The sequence below is a fragment of the Streptomyces sp. NPDC003327 genome, from assembly GCF_053589515.1.
Window position 1 is genome coordinate 120,030 of the sequence record NZ_JBSFSA010000002.1, and the last position, 19,080, is coordinate 139,109.

The 19,080-nt window shown below is 74.3% G+C and carries 18 protein-coding genes; 8 read left to right on the plus strand and 10 right to left on the minus strand.

Going from position 1 to position 19,080, the window contains the following annotated elements; genetic code table 11:
• Window positions 1-102: 102 nt before the first annotated feature.
• On the plus strand, window positions 103-705 hold the full coding sequence (locus ACWDVG_RS02180; RefSeq protein ID WP_451695290.1) for a GNAT family N-acetyltransferase: 603 nt from the start codon (window positions 103-105) through the stop codon (window positions 703-705).
• A gap of 24 nt (window positions 706-729) precedes the next feature.
• On the opposite strand, the gene ACWDVG_RS02185 is transcribed toward ACWDVG_RS02180, so the two are convergent.
• The 3 genes from ACWDVG_RS02185 to ACWDVG_RS02195 form a co-directional block, all read right to left on the minus strand.
• Window positions 730-1,383, minus strand: coding sequence for a uridine kinase (locus tag ACWDVG_RS02185; RefSeq protein ID WP_451695292.1), 654 nt, complete (start codon window positions 1,381-1,383; stop codon window positions 730-732).
• Between the two features lie 69 nt (window positions 1,384-1,452).
• On the minus strand, window positions 1,453-2,040 hold the full coding sequence (locus ACWDVG_RS02190) for a cupin domain-containing protein (protein ID WP_451695294.1): 588 nt from the start codon (window positions 2,038-2,040) through the stop codon (window positions 1,453-1,455).
• Window positions 2,041-2,188: 148 nt separating this feature from the next.
• A complete protein-coding gene (locus tag ACWDVG_RS02195) occupies window positions 2,189-2,821 on the minus strand; it encodes a winged helix-turn-helix transcriptional regulator (protein ID WP_451695296.1) in 633 nt (210 codons plus the stop codon).
• A gap of 91 nt (window positions 2,822-2,912) precedes the next feature.
• On the opposite strand from ACWDVG_RS02195, the gene ACWDVG_RS02200 reads away from it, so the two are divergent.
• The 3 genes from ACWDVG_RS02200 (at window position 2,913) to ACWDVG_RS02210 (ending at window position 5,432) form a co-directional block, all read left to right on the plus strand.
• On the plus strand, window positions 2,913-4,124 hold the full coding sequence (locus ACWDVG_RS02200) for a pyridoxal phosphate-dependent aminotransferase (protein ID WP_451695297.1): 1,212 nt from the start codon (window positions 2,913-2,915) through the stop codon (window positions 4,122-4,124).
• Between the two features lie 146 nt (window positions 4,125-4,270).
• Window positions 4,271-4,729, plus strand: a complete 459-nt coding sequence (locus ACWDVG_RS02205; RefSeq protein WP_451695299.1) for a hypothetical protein — start codon at window positions 4,271-4,273, stop codon at window positions 4,727-4,729.
• Window positions 4,730-4,742: 13 nt separating this feature from the next.
• Window positions 4,743-5,432, plus strand: a complete 690-nt coding sequence (locus tag ACWDVG_RS02210; RefSeq protein ID WP_451695300.1) for a DUF2293 domain-containing protein — start codon at window positions 4,743-4,745, stop codon at window positions 5,430-5,432.
• A gap of 47 nt (window positions 5,433-5,479) precedes the next feature.
• Here the strand turns inward: ACWDVG_RS02210 and ACWDVG_RS02215 are convergent, their stop codons facing one another.
• The 3 genes from ACWDVG_RS02215 to ACWDVG_RS02225 all read right to left on the minus strand — a co-directional run bounded on the left by ACWDVG_RS02215 (window position 5,480) and on the right by ACWDVG_RS02225 (window position 10,552).
• The gene (locus ACWDVG_RS02215) at window positions 5,480-6,277 is read right to left on the minus strand and encodes a chaplin (RefSeq protein WP_451695302.1); all 798 of its coding nucleotides are present in this window, start codon (window positions 6,275-6,277) and stop codon (window positions 5,480-5,482) included.
• A gap of 127 nt (window positions 6,278-6,404) precedes the next feature.
• A complete protein-coding gene (locus ACWDVG_RS02220; protein ID WP_451695304.1) occupies window positions 6,405-7,697 on the minus strand; it encodes an SWIM zinc finger family protein in 1,293 nt (430 codons plus the stop codon).
• Window positions 7,694-10,552, minus strand: a complete 2,859-nt coding sequence (locus ACWDVG_RS02225) for a DEAD/DEAH box helicase (protein WP_451695305.1) — start codon at window positions 10,550-10,552, stop codon at window positions 7,694-7,696. The genes ACWDVG_RS02220 and ACWDVG_RS02225 overlap by 4 nt, the downstream gene beginning before the upstream one ends.
• Before the next feature lie 204 nt (window positions 10,553-10,756).
• Between ACWDVG_RS02225 and ACWDVG_RS02230 the strand changes: the two genes are divergently transcribed.
• Together ACWDVG_RS02230 and ACWDVG_RS02235 are read left to right on the plus strand one after the other, a co-directional pair.
• The gene (locus ACWDVG_RS02230) at window positions 10,757-11,092 is read left to right on the plus strand and encodes a hypothetical protein (RefSeq protein ID WP_451695307.1); all 336 of its coding nucleotides are present in this window, start codon (window positions 10,757-10,759) and stop codon (window positions 11,090-11,092) included.
• An 81-nt stretch (window positions 11,093-11,173) separates the two neighbouring features.
• Entirely contained in the window at window positions 11,174-11,446 is a 273-nt protein-coding gene (locus ACWDVG_RS02235) for a DUF6343 family protein (RefSeq protein WP_451695309.1), read from the plus strand.
• Between the two features lie 19 nt (window positions 11,447-11,465).
• On the opposite strand, the gene ACWDVG_RS02240 is transcribed toward ACWDVG_RS02235, so the two are convergent.
• The 4 genes from ACWDVG_RS02240 to rpsA form a co-directional block, all read right to left on the minus strand.
• Window positions 11,466-11,837 carry a tetratricopeptide repeat protein gene (locus tag ACWDVG_RS02240; protein ID WP_451695311.1) on the minus strand — a complete coding sequence of 124 codons (372 nt, stop codon included), beginning with the start codon at window positions 11,835-11,837 and terminating at the stop codon, window positions 11,466-11,468.
• Window positions 11,838-11,926: 89 nt separating this feature from the next.
• The gene (gene coaE, locus ACWDVG_RS02245; RefSeq protein ID WP_451695313.1) at window positions 11,927-12,535 is read right to left on the minus strand and encodes a dephospho-CoA kinase; all 609 of its coding nucleotides are present in this window, start codon (window positions 12,533-12,535) and stop codon (window positions 11,927-11,929) included.
• 31 nt (window positions 12,536-12,566) lie between these two features.
• Window positions 12,567-13,505, minus strand: coding sequence for a PAC2 family protein (locus tag ACWDVG_RS02250; protein WP_451695314.1), 939 nt, complete (start codon window positions 13,503-13,505; stop codon window positions 12,567-12,569).
• A 155-nt stretch (window positions 13,506-13,660) separates the two neighbouring features.
• Window positions 13,661-15,154: a 30S ribosomal protein S1 gene (gene rpsA / locus ACWDVG_RS02255; RefSeq protein ID WP_451695316.1), complete on the minus strand. Its 1,494-nt coding sequence runs from the start codon at window positions 15,152-15,154 to the stop codon at window positions 13,661-13,663.
• Window positions 15,155-15,497: 343 nt separating this feature from the next.
• Between rpsA and ACWDVG_RS02260 the strand changes: the two genes are divergently transcribed.
• Together ACWDVG_RS02260 and hrpB are read left to right on the plus strand one after the other, a co-directional pair.
• Complete coding sequence (locus tag ACWDVG_RS02260) at window positions 15,498-16,337, plus strand: class I SAM-dependent methyltransferase (protein ID WP_451695318.1); 840 nt, start codon at window positions 15,498-15,500, stop codon at window positions 16,335-16,337.
• Window positions 16,338-16,419: 82 nt separating this feature from the next.
• A complete protein-coding gene (gene hrpB / locus ACWDVG_RS02265) occupies window positions 16,420-19,008 on the plus strand; it encodes an ATP-dependent helicase HrpB (protein ID WP_451695320.1) in 2,589 nt (862 codons plus the stop codon).
• Window positions 19,009-19,080: the final 72 nt, after the last annotated feature.

The window sequence follows — 19,080 nt, forward strand, 5'->3', positions numbered from 1 at the left end:
CACTCACCCCTGACGCACCCCTGGCTCACCCCGGTGGTCCGGACGTTCGGGGAACGGACCCCGCCGCGCGACCAAGATCATCCCGGGTGCAGAATCACCGTTATGCCTCAATCGAACACACCGAAAACGGCAACGATCGACGACGCCCCGGCCATCAGCCGCATCCTGGCGAGCGCGTTCGACAACGACCCGATGATGCGCTGGTTCTTCCCCGACGACACCTCGCGCGGGGCGGGCCTCGGCCGCTACTTCACGACGCTCTTCACCCGCCAGTACCTCCGCCACGGGGTCTGCGAGCGCACCGGCGCGGCGGCCGCCTTCTGGGTGGCCCCGGAGGGCCAGGAGAAGGCCGTCCCCGACGCGGAGACCATCCAGGAGCTCCAGGAGATCCTCGGCGACCGCGCCCCCGTGTTCCGCGACGCCGTCCAGGCGGCCGCCGAACACGCCACCACGGAACCCCACTGGTACCTCGCGGTCATCGGCGCCGACCCCGCGGCCCGGGGCCAGGGGCACGGGGCCGCCCTGCTCCGCTCGGGCCTGGCCCGGGCCGACGCGGCGGGCATGCCGGTCTGCCTGGAGTCCTCCAAGCCCGACAACCTCCCCGTCTACGAGCACTTCGGCTTCACGGTGCGCGGGGAGTTCCGGCTGCCGGGCGGCGGCCCGACCCTCTGGGCCATGCGCCGGGACCCGCGTCCCACCGCCTGAACCCCGCGCGGCTGGACCCGTGCGTCAGCCCCCGGACGGGCCCCGGTCCCCGAGGCCCGTCCACGCGGGGTGCCGGGGGTCGTCCGCGCGCACGACCACGTCGGCCGTACCGGCGGGGTCGACCTCGTCCGCGTACCGGGCGAAGGCGGGCAGCGTCCACGACTCCTCCGTGCGCCGGGCGAGCGCGGCAGGCGACATGCGCAGGTGGACGGTCAGGTCGAAGGGGAACCAGTGGCCGAGCAGGAACGGCCCGTGGACCACGAGGACCGCACCGGGCGGCAGCGTGACGTACGGGCTGCGGGTCGCACGGTCCCTGGCCGGGTCCCACAGGTCCGGCAGCACCCGGCCGCTGCCGCCGGGCTCCAGCGGCCCGAAGACCTCGCGCCACAGGGCCCCGGTGTCGGTCCACCCGCCGTAGTACGCGTCGGGGTCCTGCTTCCCGTACTCGTACCGCAGCGAGGCGGGCCGCAGGAACCCGTCCGTACCGACGAGGTGGACGGCACGCCCGCGGGCCCGCAGCGCCTCGGTCAGCCGGGCGGCGAACTCCGCGCCGGGCGCGGCGGGCGGCCCGTCGACGCCGACCTTCGGCCAGTCGCTCCCGTCGCCGGGGGTCACGGTGTCGAGGTGCGCGGCGAGCGCGCCGGCCAGCCGGTCCCAGGTGATCGCCTCGTATCGCATCCGTCCCATCCTGCCCGCTCGCCGGCCCGCCCGGGCCGCAGGGTCGTCCCCGGTGTCGCGGATCGGGGGCTACCGGGTCGGGGCGCCGATCGCCGCGCGGTCGTCCGGGGCGGGCCCGTCGAGCGTCAGCGGCGCGCCGGCCGGCAGCAGGGCCGTCACGTACAGGACGACGGGTTCGGTGCCGAGGTTGTGGCCGAGGTGGACGTGGTCCCGGCCCGGTTGCTCGACGAACGCCTCGCCCGCGGAGACCACGTGGACGGAGCCGTCGCCGAAGAGGCGGGTGAGCCTGCCGGACTGGATGACCGCGATGAGCGGGCCGGGGTGGTGGTGCCAGGGAGTCGCCGCGCCGGGCGGGATGGTGATGGTCCGGACGACGACGTCGGTGTCGCCCGCCGGAGGCTCGATCCGCAGACCACCGACCGAGGTCCCCTCGGCGAGCACCGCGCCACCGATCCCGTCCTCGGACGCGACCGCGGCGCGCCCCGCACGCGGTCCGACCGTCGGCGCCCCGCCCGCGCCCCGGCCCGTCGTCGGAGCCGGGACGCCTGAGGCCCCGGTGCCGCCCCCGGTGGCCGGAGGTGTCCTGCGCGTGCACCACGTCCCGCGGCCCGTGCCGCGCTCGGCCCCTCGGGCGTCCTCGCGTGTCCCCGGCCCCATGGCAACCCCCTCCAACTCCACGGAACGGCCGCCGCTCGGTCCACGACCGCCCGCTCGGCGCCACGCTACCCGCGCGCCGAACATGCCGGACGGATATTCGATCAAGCGGTGCGCACCGGATCACGCGGGTCCGGTGGGGGCCCGCGTCTCAGCCGGGGACCGCCGTCGGCACCGGTCGCTCCACGACGGCCCGGCCCGCCGCGACCGCCTCGGCGAGCGTCGACGCGCCGCCCGCCAGCGCCCGGCAGGTCGCCGCGTCGGTCCGCAGCCGGACGTCGGGCGCGTCGGCCCGCCCGTCGCCGTACGCCGACGGCTCGCCGTCCGCCCCGATCCGTACGTGGAACTCCCCCTCGTCCAGGGCCACCTGGACGACTCCGGGGCCGAGCTCCGCCAGCGCTCCGAGCAGCGGGATCGCGAACCAGTGGGCACGGACGGCGTCGGTCGGGCGGGGCTCGTCAAGGCCGGGCGCGCCCCACTCGGCGAGGGCGCGCAGCACGGGCAGCAAGGCGCGTCCGCGCTCGGTGAGTTCGTACACGGAGGCCGAGGCGGGGGGCGGCAGACGGCGCCGGGTGACGAGCGCGGCGCCCTCCATGTCCTTGAGGCGGCCGGCCAGCATGTCGGTGCTGACGCCGGGGAGATCGGCGTGGAGGTCGGTGTAGCGGCGCGGTCCGGCGAGGAGTTCGCGGACGACGAGCAGCGTCCAGCGGTCGCCGACGAGGTCGAGGGCGTGCGCGGCGGCGCAGTGCTGGTCGTAGCTGCGGCGGCGTGGCTGACGTGGCATGCGACGCAGTCTAGACAAGTTGTTGGACTTTCCAAGCTCGAACTTGGTAAAACCAAGCAACACTGATTCCGGGGATCTGGGGAGGTCGGACATGGAGTTCCGGCAGTCGAGCAAGCTGAGCGAGGTCTGCTACGAGATCCGCGGCCCGGTCATCGAACAGGCCAACGCGCTGGAGGAGGCGGGCCACAGCGTCCTGCGCCTCAACACCGGCAACCCGGCCCTCTTCGGCTTCGAGGCCCCCGAGGAGATCGTCCAGGACATGATCCGGATGCTCCCCAAGGCCCACGGCTACACGGACTCGCGCGGCATCCTCTCCGCCCGCCGCGCCGTGGCCCAGCGCTACCAGTCCATGGGCCTGCCGGACGTGGACGTCGACGACATCTACCTCGGCAACGGCGTCTCCGAGCTGATCTCGATGGCCGTCCAGGCCCTCCTGGAGGACGGTGACGAGGTCCTCGTACCGGCCCCCGACTACCCGCTGTGGACGGCCGTGGTCACGCTCGCCGGCGGCAAGCCCGTGCACTACCTGTGCGACGAGTCCGCCGACTGGTACCCGGACCTCGACGACATGGCCTCGAAGATCACCGACCGCACCAAGGCCGTCGTCGTCATCAACCCCAACAACCCCACGGGAGCGGTCTACCCGAAGGAGATCCTGGACGGGATCTTCGAACTCGCCCGGCGCCACGACCTGATGGTGCTCGCCGACGAGATCTACGACCAGATCGTCTATGACGACGCCGTCCACCACCCGGCCGCCGCCCTCGCTCCCGACCTGGTCGTCCTCACCTTCGGCGGCCTCTCCAAGACCTACCGGGTCGCGGGCTTCCGCTCCGGCTGGCTCGTCGTCACCGGCCCGAAGCAGCACGCCAGGAACTACCTGGAGGGCCTCACCATGCTGGCCTCCATGCGGCTCTGTCCCAACGCCCCCGCGCAGTACGCCATCCAGGCCGCGCTCGGCGGCCGCCAGTCGATCGACGAACTGACCGCCCCGGGCGGCAGGCTGCGCGAGCAACGCGACCGGGCCTGGGAGAAGCTCAACGAGATCCCGGGCGTCTCCTGCGTGAAGCCGAAGGGCGCGCTGTACGCCTTCCCGCGCCTCGACCCGGCCGTGCACCAGATCCACGACGACGAGCGGTTCGTCCTCGACCTGCTGCTCCGCGAGAAGATCCAGGTCGTCCAGGGCACGGGCTTCAACTGGCCGCGCCCCGACCACTTCCGCATCCTCACCCTGCCGTACGCCGACGACCTCGACGCCGCCATCAGCCGCATCGGCCGCTTCCTCAGCAGCTACCGGCAGTAGGACCGGCAGCGGCCACGGGAAGGGGGAACGGCGACGGGCACCGGCTACCGCCCGTGACGTGCCACCCCTCCTGCTGTCATGATCTGACGGTCCGAAGGATCTTCGGGCGGACCGGGTCGGTCGGCACACGGGAGGGACGACCTGTCATGGATGCGGCGCTGATAGCCGTGCTGGGAACGCTGCTGGGTGTCGTCGCCACCCACTGGTTCCAGGGGCGGGCCACCGAGCGCTCGGCAGCGCTCGCCCGGACCGAGCAGCTCCGCCAGGAGCGCATCGAGACGTACAGCGCATTCGGAAGCGCGGTCGTCGACTACCGGAACAGCCAGAACGACCGCTGGTTCCGGGCGGCGCAGAACCCGGGCTCGGAGGAGGCGGAGGAGTCGCGCCACGCCTCCTACCGGCAGCGGACCATCGCCCGCCAGGCCCTCTTCCGCGTGCAGTTGATCTGCGACGACCAGGAGGTCCGGCGCCTGGCCGAGGCCGCCTTCGCGGAGACGCACTGCCTGCACGAGGCGCCGGGCCTGAAGGAGCGCGCCGAGCGTTCCGAGCAGGCGAAGGCGACACTCGCCCGGTTCATCTCTGCCGCCGCTCCCGGCGTCCGCTGAGGGGCGGGCGCCGATGGAGCTCGTCGCGCCGGTCGTCGTCGAGCCGCTGCGGCGGCGCCGCTGCTCGGAGTGCCGGCAGGGGCCGCTGGAGCGGATGATCGTCGAGTACAACGCCCCGGTCTGCCTGGACTGCGCCGACCTCGGGCACCTGGTCTTCCTGCCCCGCGGCTCCACGGCGCTGACCCGACGCGCCCGCGAGGGCAGCACCCTGTGGGCGGTGGTCGTCCGGCACAACCGTCGGCGTACGCGGTACGAGCGTCAGGGACTGCTCGTCGAGGAGGCCGCGCTCGTACGGGCGGAGGCGGCCTGCCTGGCGGACGCGGAGGCGCGGGCCAGGCGGCGGGCCCGGGACGCGGTCCGGCGTGCGGCGCGGGACGCGGAGATCACCGCGGCCCTGGAGGCGGAGATCCTGCGGCTCTTTCCCGCCATCCCGCCGGACCGGGCAACGGAGGTCGCCGTCCACGCGTCGGCGAAGGGCAGCGGACGGGTGGGGCGCACGGCGGCGGGCCGGGCGCTCGACCGGGGCGCCGTCACCGCCGCCGTGCGCGCCTCGATCCGGCACGTCGACACCCCGTACGACACCCTGCTGATGCAGGGGGTTCCACGGCACCAGGCCCGGACGAGGGTCGCACCCGCCATCGAGGCGGTGCTCCGGGCCTGGCATCACGCGGGGGAGGAACCGCGCGACCGGGGCCACGGCTGACTGCTCGGGGGTCAGCGCGGCGGTTCCGGTGCGCGCGGCCGGGGCCGTCAGCCCCGGTCCGCTCCGGCGCGGCGGGCACGACGGTAGAGCAGGGCGCCGCCGAGGAGCAGCGCGGCGCTCGCCGGGGCGGCGTAGCCGATGGTGTCGGAGCCGGTCTCGGCGAGGGCGACCGGGCGCGTCGTCTCACCCTGCGGCGCGGGGGCCGGCGGCACCGTCTCGCTGCGCGGCACCGGCACGTTGCGCACGGGGGTCTGCGGGCGCGGCGTCGGGTTCTCGACCGGCTCCTCGGGCCGCTCGGGCTTCGGCGGCGTGCCGGGGCCGTTGACCGAGGTGTTGCCGAAGACGGGGTTGAGGACGCCGACGACGTTCACCGAGTTGCCGCTGACGTTCACGGGGAGGTCGACGGGCAGCTGGAGGCCGTTGCCGGAGATGACGCCCGGGGAGCCGGAGACGTGGGTCTCGGCCGTGGAGCCGCCGCCGTTGCTCGAACCGCCGCCGTGACCGCCCTCGGCACCGCTCTGGTCGCCGCCGCGCGGCGTGCCGGGGAGGTCCTTGTGCGAGCCGCCGCCCTCGTCGCCGTAGCCGCCGTCCTCGGACGGGCTCGACTGGTTCGCGCAGCCGTTGCCGAACGACGGGTTGAGGAGTCCGACGACGTTGACGGTGTTGCCGCAGGCGTTCACCGGGACGTGCACCGGGAGCTGCACCGCGTTGCCGGAGACCACGCCCGGCGAACCGACCGCGGCACCCTGGGCGCCGGAGTCGGCGTGCGCGGCGCCCGCCGAGAGCGCGAGCGCTCCACCCGTGACCATCAGTGTGGCCAGACCACTTCGGCGAATCTGCCTCATGGCTTCCTGCCTTCCGGAGGTGTGCACGGGCAAGTGCCCGTACCGGAATCAACGCGCCAAACACGCGTGCCGGATCCGCCCGTTGCCGGGATTCACCCCATCGGGTGGAGTGCCGTTCGGGTGTCGGTCACCTTCCGAGGAGGTCCGTGAGGGCGCCCACCGGGTCCGCGTCGGGCGTCCCGCGCGGCCACCAGTCCTCGCGGCCCGCGTCCGACTCGTAGCCGTACCAGAGGCCGTCCCGGCCCAGCCGCAGCTGGAGGGAGTCGGTGGCGAGGCGGTTGCGCCAGGGGCGGAAGGACGGGAAGTCTGCGGCGAGCAGCGCGGGTCGGGCGCGGTCGAACGGGCCGGCCGGCGGGTCCCACGGCTCTTCGAGGACCGCGAGCCCCGCGGCGCCGCCCTGCCGCCAGGCCGCGACGGCGCGCGCGAGGTCCGTGGGGGTGCGGTCGAGCGCGTACGCGAGGTCGCGGTAGAGGGCGCGGGTCGAGGCGGTGAGTCCGGAGCCGGGGTGGGCGGCGGCCAGCCGGACCGCGTCCTGCCAGGGGGTGAGCGTGGCGACGGGGTCGAGTCCGGTGGTGAGGAGGGCGTGGGCGCGGGCCGCGGCCTCCGTGGCCAGGAGGTCGAGGGCGAGGGGGTCGGGGGCCTCCGGGTCGGGCGGGAAGACGGCCGGGCGGCCCGGCCGGTCCGGCGGGGGCAGCGGTGCGGGCAGTGGCAGGAGCCCCCGCGCGCCCGCGGCCGTCGCGTCGAGCGCGTCGCGTGCGGCGATCGTGGGCATCGCCGGGGCGGCCGCGGTGGTCTCGACGGCGGACAGGGCGGCGTTGCGCCGGGTGAACTCGGCGAGGAGTTCCTGTTCGCCGCGGCCGCGCATCAGGAAGAGGACGAAGGGGTCCTCGTCGAGCAGCCGCGCGGCCTGGTAGCAGAGCGCGGCGGCGTGCTTGCAGGGATAGCCGTCGTCGGGGCAGGAACAGTCGGGGACGAGGTCCCCGGGCGCGGGCAGCAGTCCGGAGACGGCTTCGAGCGCGTGCGGCACGTCCTTGTCGAGGAGGGCCGCGATGTGCTCGGGGCGGGCGGCGACCTCGTCGAGGAACCGCTCCCAGCCGTCGTCGCCGAGCGTCCGCATGCGGATCTCGGTGCGGTACGGACGGGGCCTGCTGCCGTGGACGTAGGCGACGACCCGGCCCGGGGTGACGGTGATCGCGTCGACGTGACCGCGCCCGGCGTAGGCCTTGCCCCGTGCGAGACGGGCGGGGTCGAGCGCCGTGTTCTCCAGGGCGTCGACCCAGGCGTTGCCCCACCAGGTCCCGGCGAACCGGCCGTCGTCGGCGGCGCGGGGCGCGAGCTGCGGGAAGCTGCGGCGCCGGTCGTCGTGGCGGGGGACGGCGCCGCGGGCGGCCCGGCCGCCGCGGGCTCCCGGCCGGTTCACGAGGGCCTCCTCAGGGACACCAGGTCGGCCAGCTCCCGGTCGGTGAGTTCGGTGAGGGCCGCCTCGCCGGAGCCGAGGACCGCGTCGGCGAGGGCCCGTTTGGCGCGGAGCATCTCGGCGATGCGGTCCTCGACCGTGCCCTCGGCGACCAGCCGGTGGACCTGGACCGGCTGGGTCTGGCCGATCCGGTAGGCGCGGTCGGTGGCCTGCTCCTCGACGGCCGGGTTCCACCAGCGGTCGAAGTGGACCACGTGTCCGGCGCGGGTGAGGTTGAGGCCGGTGCCCGCGGCCTTGAGCGAGAGCAGGAAGACGGGCACCTCGCCGGACTGGAAGCGGTCGACCATCCGCTCGCGCTCGGCCACGGGCGTGCCGCCGTGCAGCAGTTGGCAGGGGATGCCGCGGGCGGCCAGGTGGTCGGCGAGGAGCCTCGCCATGGACACGTACTGGGTGAAGACGAGCACGGCCCCGTCCTCGGCGAGGATCGTGTCGAGGAGTTCGTCGAGGAGGGCGAGCTTGCCGGAGCGGCCGGCGAGCCGGGCGGTGCCGCTGCCGCGCGGGGCCTGCTCCTTGAGGTACTGGGCGGGGTGGTTGCAGATCTGCTTGAGGGAGGTCAGCAGTTTCATGACGAGGCCGCGCCGGGCCATGCCCTCGGCGTCCTCGATCTGCGCCATGGTCTCGCGGACCACCGCCTCGTAGAGCGAGGCCTGTTCGCGGGTGAGCGGCACCGGGTGATCGGACTCGGTCTTCGGGGGCAGCTCGGGGACGATGCCGGGGTCCGACTTGCGGCGGCGCAGCAGGAACGGCCGGACGAGCCGGGCGAGGCGCTCCACCGCCTCGTCGTTCTCGATCTCCTCGCTGTTCTCCACGGCGCGGGCGTGCCGGGAGCGGAAGGCCTTGAGCGGGCCGAGGAGGCCGGGGGTGGTCCAGTCGAGGAGCGCCCAGAGCTCGGAGAGGTTGTTCTCCACGGGTGTGCCGGTGAGGGCGACCCGCGCGGGTGCGGGAATCGTGCGGAGCGCCTTGGCGGTCGCGGAGAAGGGGTTCTTGATGTGCTGTGCCTCGTCGGCGACGACCATGCCCCACTGCCGCTCGGCGAGCCGGTCGGCGCTGGTGCGCATGGTGCCGTAGGTGGTGAGGACGAACCCGCCGTCGAGGTCGTCGAGGCTGCGGTCCGCGCCGTGGAAGCGCCGGACCGGCACGTCGGGGGCGAACTTCCGGATCTCCCGCTGCCAGTTGCCGAGCAGGGACGCCGGGCAGACGACGAGGGTGGGGGCGCGGTGGGCGCGGCGCAGGTGCAGGGCGATGAGGGTGACGGTCTTGCCGAGGCCCATGTCGTCGGCGAGGCAGCCGCCGAGGCCGAGCGAGGTCATCAGCTCCAGCCAGGCGAGGCCGCGCAGCTGGTAGTCGCGGAGGGTGGCGGTCAGACCGGGCGGGGCCTGGACGGCCCCGGGTCCGGCCAGGAGCCGGTCCCGGAGGGTGGCGAGCGCCCCGACGGGGACGGCGGGGACGGTCTCGCCGTCCACCTCGGCGCTGCCGGTGAGGGCGACGGCGAGGGCGTCGACCGGCTCCAGGAGGCCCAGCTCGCGCTTGCGCGCCTTGCGGACGAGCGCGGGGTCGACGACGACCCACTGGTCGCGGAGCCGTACGACGGGCCGGTGGGCCTCGGCGAGGAGGTCCATCTCGCGCTCGGTGAGCGGATCGCCGTCGAGGGCCAGCTGCCAGTTGAAGCGGAGCAGCTCCTCGCTGTCGAAGAACGAGGTGCCGTCGGTGGCGGAGCCGGGGGCCGCGTGGGCGGGGCGGACGACGGCGGAGGCGCTCAGGGAGCGGGCGAGCTCGCGGGGCCAGTGGACGGCGACCCCGGCGTCGGCGAGCCGGGCGGCGGCGGGGCCGAGCAGCTCGTACAGCTCGTTCTCGGTGACGGCGAGGACGTCGGGCACGTCCCGTTCGAGGAGGCGCCCGAGCGGTGGCCAGACCCGGGCGGCGCGGCGCAGCGCGAGGAGGGCGTCGATCCGGGCGCGCGGCCCGAAGTGCTCGCCCTCCCCCGCCCACAGGTCCGCGGCGTCGATGACGAGGGTCGGGTCGGCGAGGCTGTGGATCTGGAGCAGCGCGGCGGCCGCCTGGCGCTCCGCGCCGTCCCCCCGTGCGTCCTCGCCGTCGGAGACGTCGAACAGCTCGTATCCCGACAGGTCGAGGCGGAGCGAGACGCGCACGCCGGCGTCCATGCCGGCCGCGGCCTCGGCGGCCCAGGCCCGCGCCCGCGGGAGGTGCTGGGGCTCGCGCGCCGCGAACGGGGCGCCCACCGCGTGCGCGGCGGCCGGGGTGCGGGGCAGGGTGTCGGCGACCGCGTCGAGGAAGGCGCGCACGAGCGCCTCGGGCTCGGGCAGCCTGAGCGGCCCCCGTCCGGTCCCGGGGACGGGCACGGGGTGTGCCTCGTACGGCATGGCGGCGGCGACGGCCCGGAGGTGGGCGATGTCGTCGGCGTCGAGCGGTCCGGCCCGCCAGGCGTCGAGGTCGTCGGCGGTGAGCCCCGGCAGCATCCGGCCCCGGGCGGCCAGGTGCAGGGCGTGCAGGGCGGCGGCGCCCCAGCAGGCGGTGGCGGGGTGGGCGGCCGGGTGGTGGCGGGCGGCGACCAGGTGGGGCAGGGCGGTGGCGACGGGCAGCGTCAGGGCGGGGACGGCCCGGCCGCGGACGCCGGTGCCGTGCCGCCGGGCGACGGTGAGCTCGGCCCGCTCGGCGCCCTGGAAGGAGGCGGGGTCGGGCAGGGCGCCGCCGTCGGGCGCCCAGTAGGCGATCCGGCCGGCCCGGGGCAGCGCGGCGGGCAGGAACACGGCCGCGCTCGTGGTCAGGCTGTGGGTCACGGACCGCCTCCTTCCGTCCCGGGTTCGTGTCGGACTTCGACCTTACGGGTGGGGTCTGACAACGGCCCTCGGGGCGGGTTCGCCCATGCGGCCCAACCGGGCGTGACAGGGGGTCCGGCGGGCGGCAGGGTGGCCTGGACCAGGGGCCGTCGCCGCCTGCCCGCTCCGCACGACAGATCGTCGCCCGACAGAAGAGGTTCCGCCATGTCCGTTCGCCGGCGTCTCACGACCGCCACCGGGGCCGTGCTGCTCACCCTCGCGGTCGCGGGCTGCTCGGGCCTCGGCCGCAGCGCCGTGGGCACCCTCTCGTACGAGACGGAGCGCGAGGTCGGGGTGAGGGTGACGAGTCCGTCGGTGAAGGGCTGCCACCGCCTCGCCCCGTCCGGTGCGACGAGGGTCGACAACGAGACGCTGGTCGACATCCGGCTGTACCGGACGCGCGACTGCAAGGGCAAGGAGAACACCTACCTGCCGAGCAACAGCGGCGACTCCATCGTGCCGGGCACGCTCCCCTGGCGCAGCTACAGCGTCGTCCACTGACGACGGCGGCCCCGGGCCGTTCCCCGACGCGCTCCGCGGGTGGATGCTGGAAGGAGGCAGGGGGCGAGGGGAGCGACCGTCATGCGTACGGGCAGTGAGCCGACGACCGCGCGCAGTGCGCTGCGGCTGCGGTTCTGGCTGAGCGCCTGGGGGCTGCTCTGGGCCGTCTTCGGGACGGTCGCGTTCTCCCTGCTCGGCCGCCCCGGCTGGGCCGCCGCCTGCGGAGTGCTGCTCGTCGTGGTCGCGGCCGACATGACGATGGTGCTGCGCCACCTCCGCCAGGGGCCGCACTGGCAACCGGGCCGGGACGTCCCGCCGTACGAACCGGATCACGGGGGCGGACGACGGCGCTGAGGGAGCCGGCCGCCCCCGGTCACTCCTCCGTCGGGCCGAAGTCGGCGGCCCTGAGGTACTCGGGTCTCGGGTCGAGCGCCGCGGCGAGGCGGAAGTGCCGGGTGGCCTGCGCGGTCTGCCCGGAGCGTTCGTAGGTGCGGGCCAGCGCGAAGTGCGCGAACGCGTTGTCCGGCTCGCGCTCCAGGACCAGTTCGAACTCGAGCTGGGCGGGGCGGAGCTGGGCGGCGGCGAAGAAGGCCCGGGCGCGCAGGAGCCGAGCGGCCGTGTTCTCGGGGTGGGCGGCTATCACGGAGTCGAGGAGCTTCACGGCGCCACGCGGGTCCCGGGCCGCGAGCAGCTGCTCGGCGGCGCGGAAGTCGATGACATGGGTTTCCGGATTCCTGTCGGCCACGGTGGCATCCTTCCCCTTCGATCCGGTGGTTGAACACCGGCCTCCGTGGCGGCATTCCGCCGGGCACCGGCCCCGGGCTCCGCGGTTCCTCAGCCGTTGGCCTCGGCGGCCCGTCGCTCCAGCTCCTCCCACACCTTCCGCACCTGCGGTTCCAGCGCGTCGAGGGGCCCGTCGTTGTCGATGACGAGGTCGGCGACGGCCAGCCGCTGGGCGCGGGTGGCCTGGGCCGCCATCCGGGCCTCGGCCTCGGCCTCGGCCATACCCCGGAACCGTACGAGCCGGTCCAGCTGGGTTTCCGGGGAGGCGTCCACGACGACGACGAGGTCGTACAGCGGCGCGAGCCCGTTCTCGGTGAGGAGGGGTACGTCGTGGACGACGACGTCTCCCGCGATCGCGGCGCTCTCCAGCTCGGCCGACCGGTCCCTGACGAGGGGGTGGACGATCGAGTTCAGGGTGGCGAGCCGGTCGGGGTCGGCGAACACGATGGCGCCCAGTGCGGGCCGGTCGAGCGCCCCGTCCTCGGTGAGGATGCCCTCGCCGAAGGCCGCCACGACGGCCGCGAGTCCCGGTGTCCCGGGCTCGACGACCTCGCGGGCGATCCGGTCCGCGTCGATCAGGACGGCTCCGTACGAGACGAGCAGCCGCGACACTTCGCTCTTGCCGGCGCCGATCCCGCCGGTCAGGCCCACCTTCAGCATGAGCGGCAGCTTAGGGGGTGGCGTCCCGGCGCTACGCGTCGCCCTCCCGCTCGGCGAGGAAGCGCTCAAACTCGCGGCCCAGTTCGTCGGCGGACGGCAGGTCGACGGGCTCCGCGACGAGGCTGCCGCGGGTCTCGGCGCCGGCCATCGCGTCGTACTGGTGCTCGAGGCCCTGGACGAGCGAGACCAGCTCCTCGTCGCCCTCGCCGATCTGGCGGTCGATCTCGGTCTGGGTGCGCCGCGCCTCGTTCCGCAGGGCGTGGGCGACGCCCGGGAGGACGAGGCCGGTGGCGGCCGTGATGGCCTCCAGGGCGGTGAGGGCCGCGTCCGGGTAGGGCGAGCGGGCCACGTAGTGCGGGACGTGGGCAGCGACGCCGAGGGTGTCGTGGCCGGACTCCATCAGCCGGTACTCGACGAGGGCCTCGGCGCTGCCGGGAACCTGGGCCTCGTCGAAGGGGCTGCGGTGGCCGGGCATGAGGTCGGTGCGGTTCCCGTGCGGGGTGAGCCCCACGGGCCGGGTGTGCGGCACGCCCATGGGGATGCCGTGGAAGTTGACGGAGAGGCGCACGCCGAGTCGCTCGACGATCTGGCGGACCGCGGCGGCGAAGCGCTCCCACTCCACGTCCGGCTCGGGGCCGGTGAGGACGAGGAAGGGCGCGCCGGTGGCGTCCTGGACGAGGTGGACCTCGATGGTCGGCGTCTCGTAGGCCGTCCAGCGGTCGCGTCGGAAGGTGAGCAGGGGCCGCCGGGCGCGGTAGTCCACGAGCCGGTCGTGGTCGAAGCGGGCCACCCGCTGGTGCGGGAGGGTGTCGAGCAGTCTCTCGATGATCTGCTCGCCGGTCTCACCGGCGTCGATGTAGCCGTCGAAGTGGTACAGCATGACCAGCCCGGCCGACTCCTGCGCCAGGGCCATGTCCACGACGGCGAGGCCCTTCGGGTCCCATTCGTACAAATCCTGGGGATCAAGCACGATTACCGCTCCTCCTCGTGTTCTCTCAGTGAACGCGCGGCGCGGCAGGGTCATTCCCGGGGCGGGGTGATCTTCGGAGAAACGACCGAGGCCCGCTCCCCCGGAGGGAAGCGGGCCTCGATTCGCTAGCGGCTAGCGCTCAGCGGAGAGCCTGTTCAGCTCTGGCCGCCGGCCAGCTTCTCGCGCAGGGCGGCGAGGGCCTCGTCCGACGCCAGGGCGCCGGAGGTGTCGTCCGACTCCGAGGAGTAGGAGCCACCGGTCGGCGCGGCGGCCGGAGCGGCGGCGCCACCCTCGGCAGCGGCGGCCTCGTCGGCCTCGCGGGACTTGATGACCTGAGCCTGGTGCTGCTCGAAGCGGGACTGCGCCTCGGCGTACTGGGTCTCCCAGGCCTCGCGCTGAGCCTCGTAGCCCTCGAGCCAGTCGTTGGTCTCGGGGTCGAAGCCCTCGGGGTAGATGTAGTTGCCCTGGTCGTCGTAGGACGCGGCCATGCCGTACAGGGTCGGGTCGAACTCGACCGAGGCCGGGTCGGCACCGAAGGACTCGTTGGCCTGCTTCAGCGAGAGGCTGATGCGACGGCGCTCGAGGTCGATGTCGATGACCTTGACGAAGATCTCGTCGTTGACCTGGACGACCTGCTCCGGGATCTCCACGTGGCGCTCGGCCAGCTCGGAGATGTGGACCAGACCCTCGATGCCCTCGTCCACGCGGACGAACGCACCGAACGGAACCAGCTTGGTGACCTTACCCGGAACGACCTGGCCGATCTGGTGGGTACGGGCGAACTGCTGCCACGGGTCCTCCTGCGTCGCCTTCAGCGACAGGGAGACGCGCTCGCGGTCCATGTCCACGTCGAGAACCTCGACGGTGACCTCCTGGCCGACCTCGACAACCTCGGACGGGTGGTCGATGTGCTTCCAGGACAGCTCGGAGACGTGGACGAGACCGTCGACGCCACCCAGGTCCACGAAGGCACCGAAGTTGACGATCGAGGACACGACGCCGGAGCGGACCTGACCCTTCTGGAGGGTCGTGAGGAAGGTCTGGCGAACCTCGGACTGGGTCTGCTCCAGCCAGGCGCGGCGGGACAGGACCACGTTGTTGCGGTTCTTGTCCAGCTCGATGATCTTCGCCTCGAGCTCCTTGCCCACGTAGGGCTGGAGGTCGCGGACGCGGCGCATCTCGACCAGGGAGGCCGGGAGGAAGCCGCGGAGGCCGATGTCGAGGATGAGACCACCCTTGACGACCTCGATGACGGTACCGGTGACGATGCCGTCCTCTTCCTTGATCTTCTCGATGGTGCCCCAGGCACGCTCGTACTGGGCGCGCTTCTTCGAGAGGATCAGGCGGCCTTCCTTGTCCTCCTTCTGAAGGACGAGGGCCTCGATCTCGTCGCCGACCTTGACGACCTCGTTCGGGTCGACGTCGTGCTTGATCGAGAGCTCGCGGCTCGGGATGACACCTTCGGTCTTGTAACCGATGTCGAGCAGGACCTCGTCCCGGTCGACCTTCACGATGACGCCGTCGACGATGTCGCCGTCGTTGAAGTACTTGATCGTCTCGTCGATCGCGGCGAGGAAGGCTTCCTCGTTACCGATGTCGTTGACCGCAACCTGCGGGGTGGTGGCGGTGGTCTCGGTGCTGCTCGTCATGTGGGAAAGGGCTCCGGTTACGGACAGAAAGTCGTAGGTACTGCTACGCCGAGAGCCCGTATCGCACTGAAGAAGCCAGACAGCTGATGAAGCGCCTCCCGAAGACCGGGGGCGCCTCGTAAACCGAGGGGACCGCAACAGGTGCGAGCGCGGCCTGCTCCGTCTGAGGCGCGCAGGCCCGCAGCGCAACCTTTAGCATACGGGGACGGCCGGACAGGGTCAATGCGCGAAGCGCGCACCCGGGACAGAACTGAGCAAACCTGGCACGACTCGTGTCCAACGGCACCGCATGGGCGGGTCCGCCGTACGGCGGCACTGAGCGCAAACTACATCGGCGGGCGAGATGAACCAAGAGTACGAGCACGACGATCCCCTCGACCCGGACGAGGAGGGGGCCGAGGCGACCCGGCGTGACGCGGGGGACGCGGAAAGCAGCCGGGCCAGCCGGGGCTGGTGGGACCGGAACGCCGACGAGTACCAGACCGAGCACGGCGCCTTCCTCGGCGACGACCGGTTCGTATGGGGTCCCGAGGGGCTCGACGAGGCCGAGGCGGGGCTGCTCGGGCCGGCCGCCTCGCTCAAGGGCCTCGACGTGCTGGAGATCGGGGCGGGCGCGGCGCAGTGCTCGCGCTGGCTGGCGGCCCGGGGCGCGCGGCCGGTGGCACTGGACCTCTCGCACCGGCAGCTCCAGCACGCGCTGCGGATCGGCGGGGACGTGCCGCTCGTCGAGGCGGACGCGGGGGCGCTGCCGTTCCGGGACGGCTCCTTCGACCTGGCGTGCTCGGCGTACGGCGCGGTGCCGTTCGTCGCCGATCCCGTACGAGTCTTCCGCGAGGTGCGCCGGGTGCTGCGGCCCGGGGGCCGCTGGGTTTTCTCGGTGACGCATCCGATCCGCTGGGCGTTCCCGGACGAGCCGGGGCCCGAGGGCCTGTCGGTGGCGGCCTCCTACTTCGACCGGACGCCGTACGTCGAGCAGGACGAGCAGGGCCGGGCCGTGTACGTGGAGCACCACAGGACGCTCGGGGACCGGGTGCGGGACGTGGTGGCCGGCGGGTTCCGGCTCGTCGACCTGGTCGAGCCGGAGTGGCCGGCCTGGAACAGCCAGGAGTGGGGCGGCTGGTCCCCGCTGCGGGGCCATCTGATCCCGGGCACGGCGATCTTCGTCTGTGAGAGGGCCGACTAGCTCCGAGCATTCAGTCCTATTAATAGGGGGGCCTGTGGACAGCGGGCCCTCCTTTTCTTTGGGCGCGTACGAGACTGAGTGCGTGATCCGAAACGACGCACTCGACCTGCTTCCCGTCCGCCATGCCGTCCCCGAGCTGCTCGCCGCACTCGAGGAGCGCGGCACGGCCGTCCTGCACGCGCCTCCCGGCACCGGCAAGACGACCCTGGTGCCGCTGGCACTCGCGGGGCTCATAGGGGACGGACCGGTGCGCCGGGTGCTGGTGGCGGAGCCGCGCCGCATGGCGGTGCGGGCGGCGGCCCGCCGGATGGCCTGGCTGCTCGGCGAGGAGGTCGGCGGGGCCGTCGGCTTCGCCGTGCGCGGCGAGCGGAGGGCCGGGCCGGCGACCCGGGTCGAGGTGGTGACCACGGGCATTCTCCTCCAGCGGCTGCAGCGCGATCCCGAGCTGGCCGGGGTGGACGTGGTGCTGCTGGACGAATGTCACGAGCGCCATCTGGACGCCGACACGGCGATGGCCTTCCTCGTCGACGTGCGGGCGACCTTGCGGCCGGAGCTGAAGCTGATCGCGGCCTCGGCGACGAGCGACGCGGAGTCCTGGGCGGAGCTGCTCACGGTCCTGGACGGGTCGGGGCCCGCGCCGATCGTGTGGAGCGAGGGAGAGGGACACGGTTACACGGTCCGGTTCGCCGCCCCGCCGGCCGGGGTGCGGCCCGCGCACGGCACGTGGGTGGATCCCGCGCTGCTGCGGCACGTGGCGGCGACGGTCCGGCTCGCGCTCGGACGGCACGAGGGCGACGTCCTCTGCTTCCTGCCCGGCACGGGGGAGATCTCCCGGACGGCGGGGCTGCTCGCGGACGTCGACGCCGAGGTGCTCCAGCTGCACGGGCGGGCCCCGGCGGCGGTGCAGGACGCGGTGCTGCGGGGAGCGGAGCCGGGCGGGCGGCGCCGGGTGGTCCTCTCGACGTCGGTGGCCGAGTCGAGCCTGACCGTGCCGGGGGTCAGGATCGTGGTGGACGCGGGGCTCGCCCGGGAGCCGCGCACGGACCACGCGCGGGGGCTCGGCTCGCTGGCCACGGTGCCGGTGTCGACCGCGGCGGCGACCCAGCGCGCCGGGCGGTCGATGCGCGAGGGCCCCGGTGTGGTCTACCGCTGCTGGGCCGAGACCGAGGACGGGAGCAGGGCCCGCTTCCCCTCCCCCGAGATCCGGATCGCCGACCTGGCCGACTTCGCGCTGCGGGCGGCGTGCTGGGGCGACCCCTCGGCGGCGGGGCTCGCCCTGCTCGACGCGCCGCCGCCGGGGGCGATGGAGGCGGCCCGCGGGGTCCTCACCGCGATCGGGGCCGTGGACGGGAACGGCCGGGCCACGGAGCGGGGAGTGCGGATGTCCCGGCTGGGGCTGCACCCGCGCCTGGGGCGCGCCCTGCTGGACGGGGCGGAGGCGGTCGGCGTCCGGCGGGCGGCCGAGGTGGTGGCGCTGCTCGGGGAGGAACCCCCGCGGGAGTACGGGGACGATCTGGCGGTGGCCTGGCGGGAGGCGCGACGGGGCGGTGACGGGTACGGGGCGCGGTGGAAGGCGGAGGTCCGACGGCTGGAGCGGGCCGCTGGTGAGGGGGTGCGGGCCGCTGGTGACGCGGTGCGGGGCGCCGGTGACGCGGTGCGGGGCGCTCCGGGTGGAGTCGGGGCGGGTGGCGAGGACGCCGTGGCGGGTCTGGTGGCGGCGCTGGCCTTTCCCGAGCGGGTGGCGCGGCGGCGGGAGCAGGGCGGCTTCCTGATGGTGTCGGGGAGCGGTGCCCGGGTCGCCGAGGGGTCGGGGCTGCGCTCGGCTCCGTGGCTGGCCGTGGCGGTGGCGGACCGGACGGCCAGGGACGCCACGGCCCGGGTGCGGCTGGCGGCGGTGGTGGACGAGGAGACGGCGCGCCGGGCCGCCGGCCACCTGCTGACGGCCGGCGAGGAGGTTCGCTGGGAGGACGGGGACGTGGTGGCCCGGTCGGTGGAGCGGCTCGGCGCGGTCGAGCTGACCGTCCGGCCGCTGGGCCCGGACGCCGACCCCGTGCTCGTGCGGGGGGCGCTGCTCGACGGGTTGCGGCGGGAGGGGCCGGGGCTGCTGCGGTGGGGCCGGGAGGCGACGGAGCTGAGGGAACGGCTGGCGTTCCTGCACGCGGTGGTGGGCGAGCCGTGGCCGGACGTCTCCGACGGGGCGCTGGTGGAGCGGGCCGAGGAGTGGCTTGAGCCCGAGCTGTCGCGGGCCTCGCGCCGGGCCGACCTGGGGAGGATCGGGGCGGGGGACGCGCTGCGGAGACTGCTTCCGTGGGCGACGGGCGAGGCGGGGCGGCTCGACGAGCTGGCGCCGGAGCGGATCGAGGTGCCGAGCGGGTCGCGGATACGGGTCGACTACGGCGGGGATCGGCCGGTGCTCGCGGTGAAGCTCCAGGAACTGTTCGGTCTCACGGAGACGCCTCGGGTGGCGGGGGTTCCCGTCCTGGTCCATCTGCTGTCACCGGCCGGGCGGCCTGCGGCGGTGACCGCCGACCTGGCGTCGTTCTGGCGGGACGGCTACCGCGCGGTGCGGTCGGAGCTGCGCGGGCGCTATCCGAAGCACCCGTGGCCGGAGGACCCGTCGGCGGCGGAACCGACCCGGTACACGAGCGCGCGGCTCAGACGGGAGGGGTGACGGCCGCGCACCCGGGACAACCCGGGGAAAGCGGAGCGCCGCCCCTCCGAGGTGGCGGAGGGGCGGCGCGGG

Bases quoted from the DNA above. Each gene is read 5' to 3' on its own strand.
- ACWDVG_RS02180 (WP_451695290.1), top strand. From the start codon at position 103: ATGCCTCAATCGAACACACCGAAAACGGCAACGATCGACGACGCCCCG.
- ACWDVG_RS02185 (WP_451695292.1), bottom strand. From the start codon at position 1,383: ATGCGATACGAGGCGATCACCTGGGACCGGCTGGCCGGCGCGCTCGCC.
- ACWDVG_RS02190 (WP_451695294.1), bottom strand. From the start codon at position 2,040: ATGGGGCCGGGGACACGCGAGGACGCCCGAGGGGCCGAGCGCGGCACG.
- ACWDVG_RS02195 (WP_451695296.1), bottom strand. From the start codon at position 2,821: ATGCCACGTCAGCCACGCCGCCGCAGCTACGACCAGCACTGCGCCGCC.
- ACWDVG_RS02200 (WP_451695297.1), top strand. From the start codon at position 2,913: ATGGAGTTCCGGCAGTCGAGCAAGCTGAGCGAGGTCTGCTACGAGATC.
- ACWDVG_RS02205 (WP_451695299.1), top strand. From the start codon at position 4,271: ATGGATGCGGCGCTGATAGCCGTGCTGGGAACGCTGCTGGGTGTCGTC.
- ACWDVG_RS02210 (WP_451695300.1), top strand. From the start codon at position 4,743: ATGGAGCTCGTCGCGCCGGTCGTCGTCGAGCCGCTGCGGCGGCGCCGC.
- ACWDVG_RS02215 (WP_451695302.1), bottom strand. From the start codon at position 6,277: ATGAGGCAGATTCGCCGAAGTGGTCTGGCCACACTGATGGTCACGGGT.
- ACWDVG_RS02230 (WP_451695307.1), top strand. From the start codon at position 10,757: ATGTCCGTTCGCCGGCGTCTCACGACCGCCACCGGGGCCGTGCTGCTC.
- ACWDVG_RS02235 (WP_451695309.1), top strand. From the start codon at position 11,174: ATGCGTACGGGCAGTGAGCCGACGACCGCGCGCAGTGCGCTGCGGCTG.
- coaE (WP_451695313.1), bottom strand. From the start codon at position 12,535: ATGCTGAAGGTGGGCCTGACCGGCGGGATCGGCGCCGGCAAGAGCGAA.
- rpsA (WP_451695316.1), bottom strand. From the start codon at position 15,154: ATGACGAGCAGCACCGAGACCACCGCCACCACCCCGCAGGTTGCGGTC.
- ACWDVG_RS02260 (WP_451695318.1), top strand. From the start codon at position 15,498: ATGAACCAAGAGTACGAGCACGACGATCCCCTCGACCCGGACGAGGAG.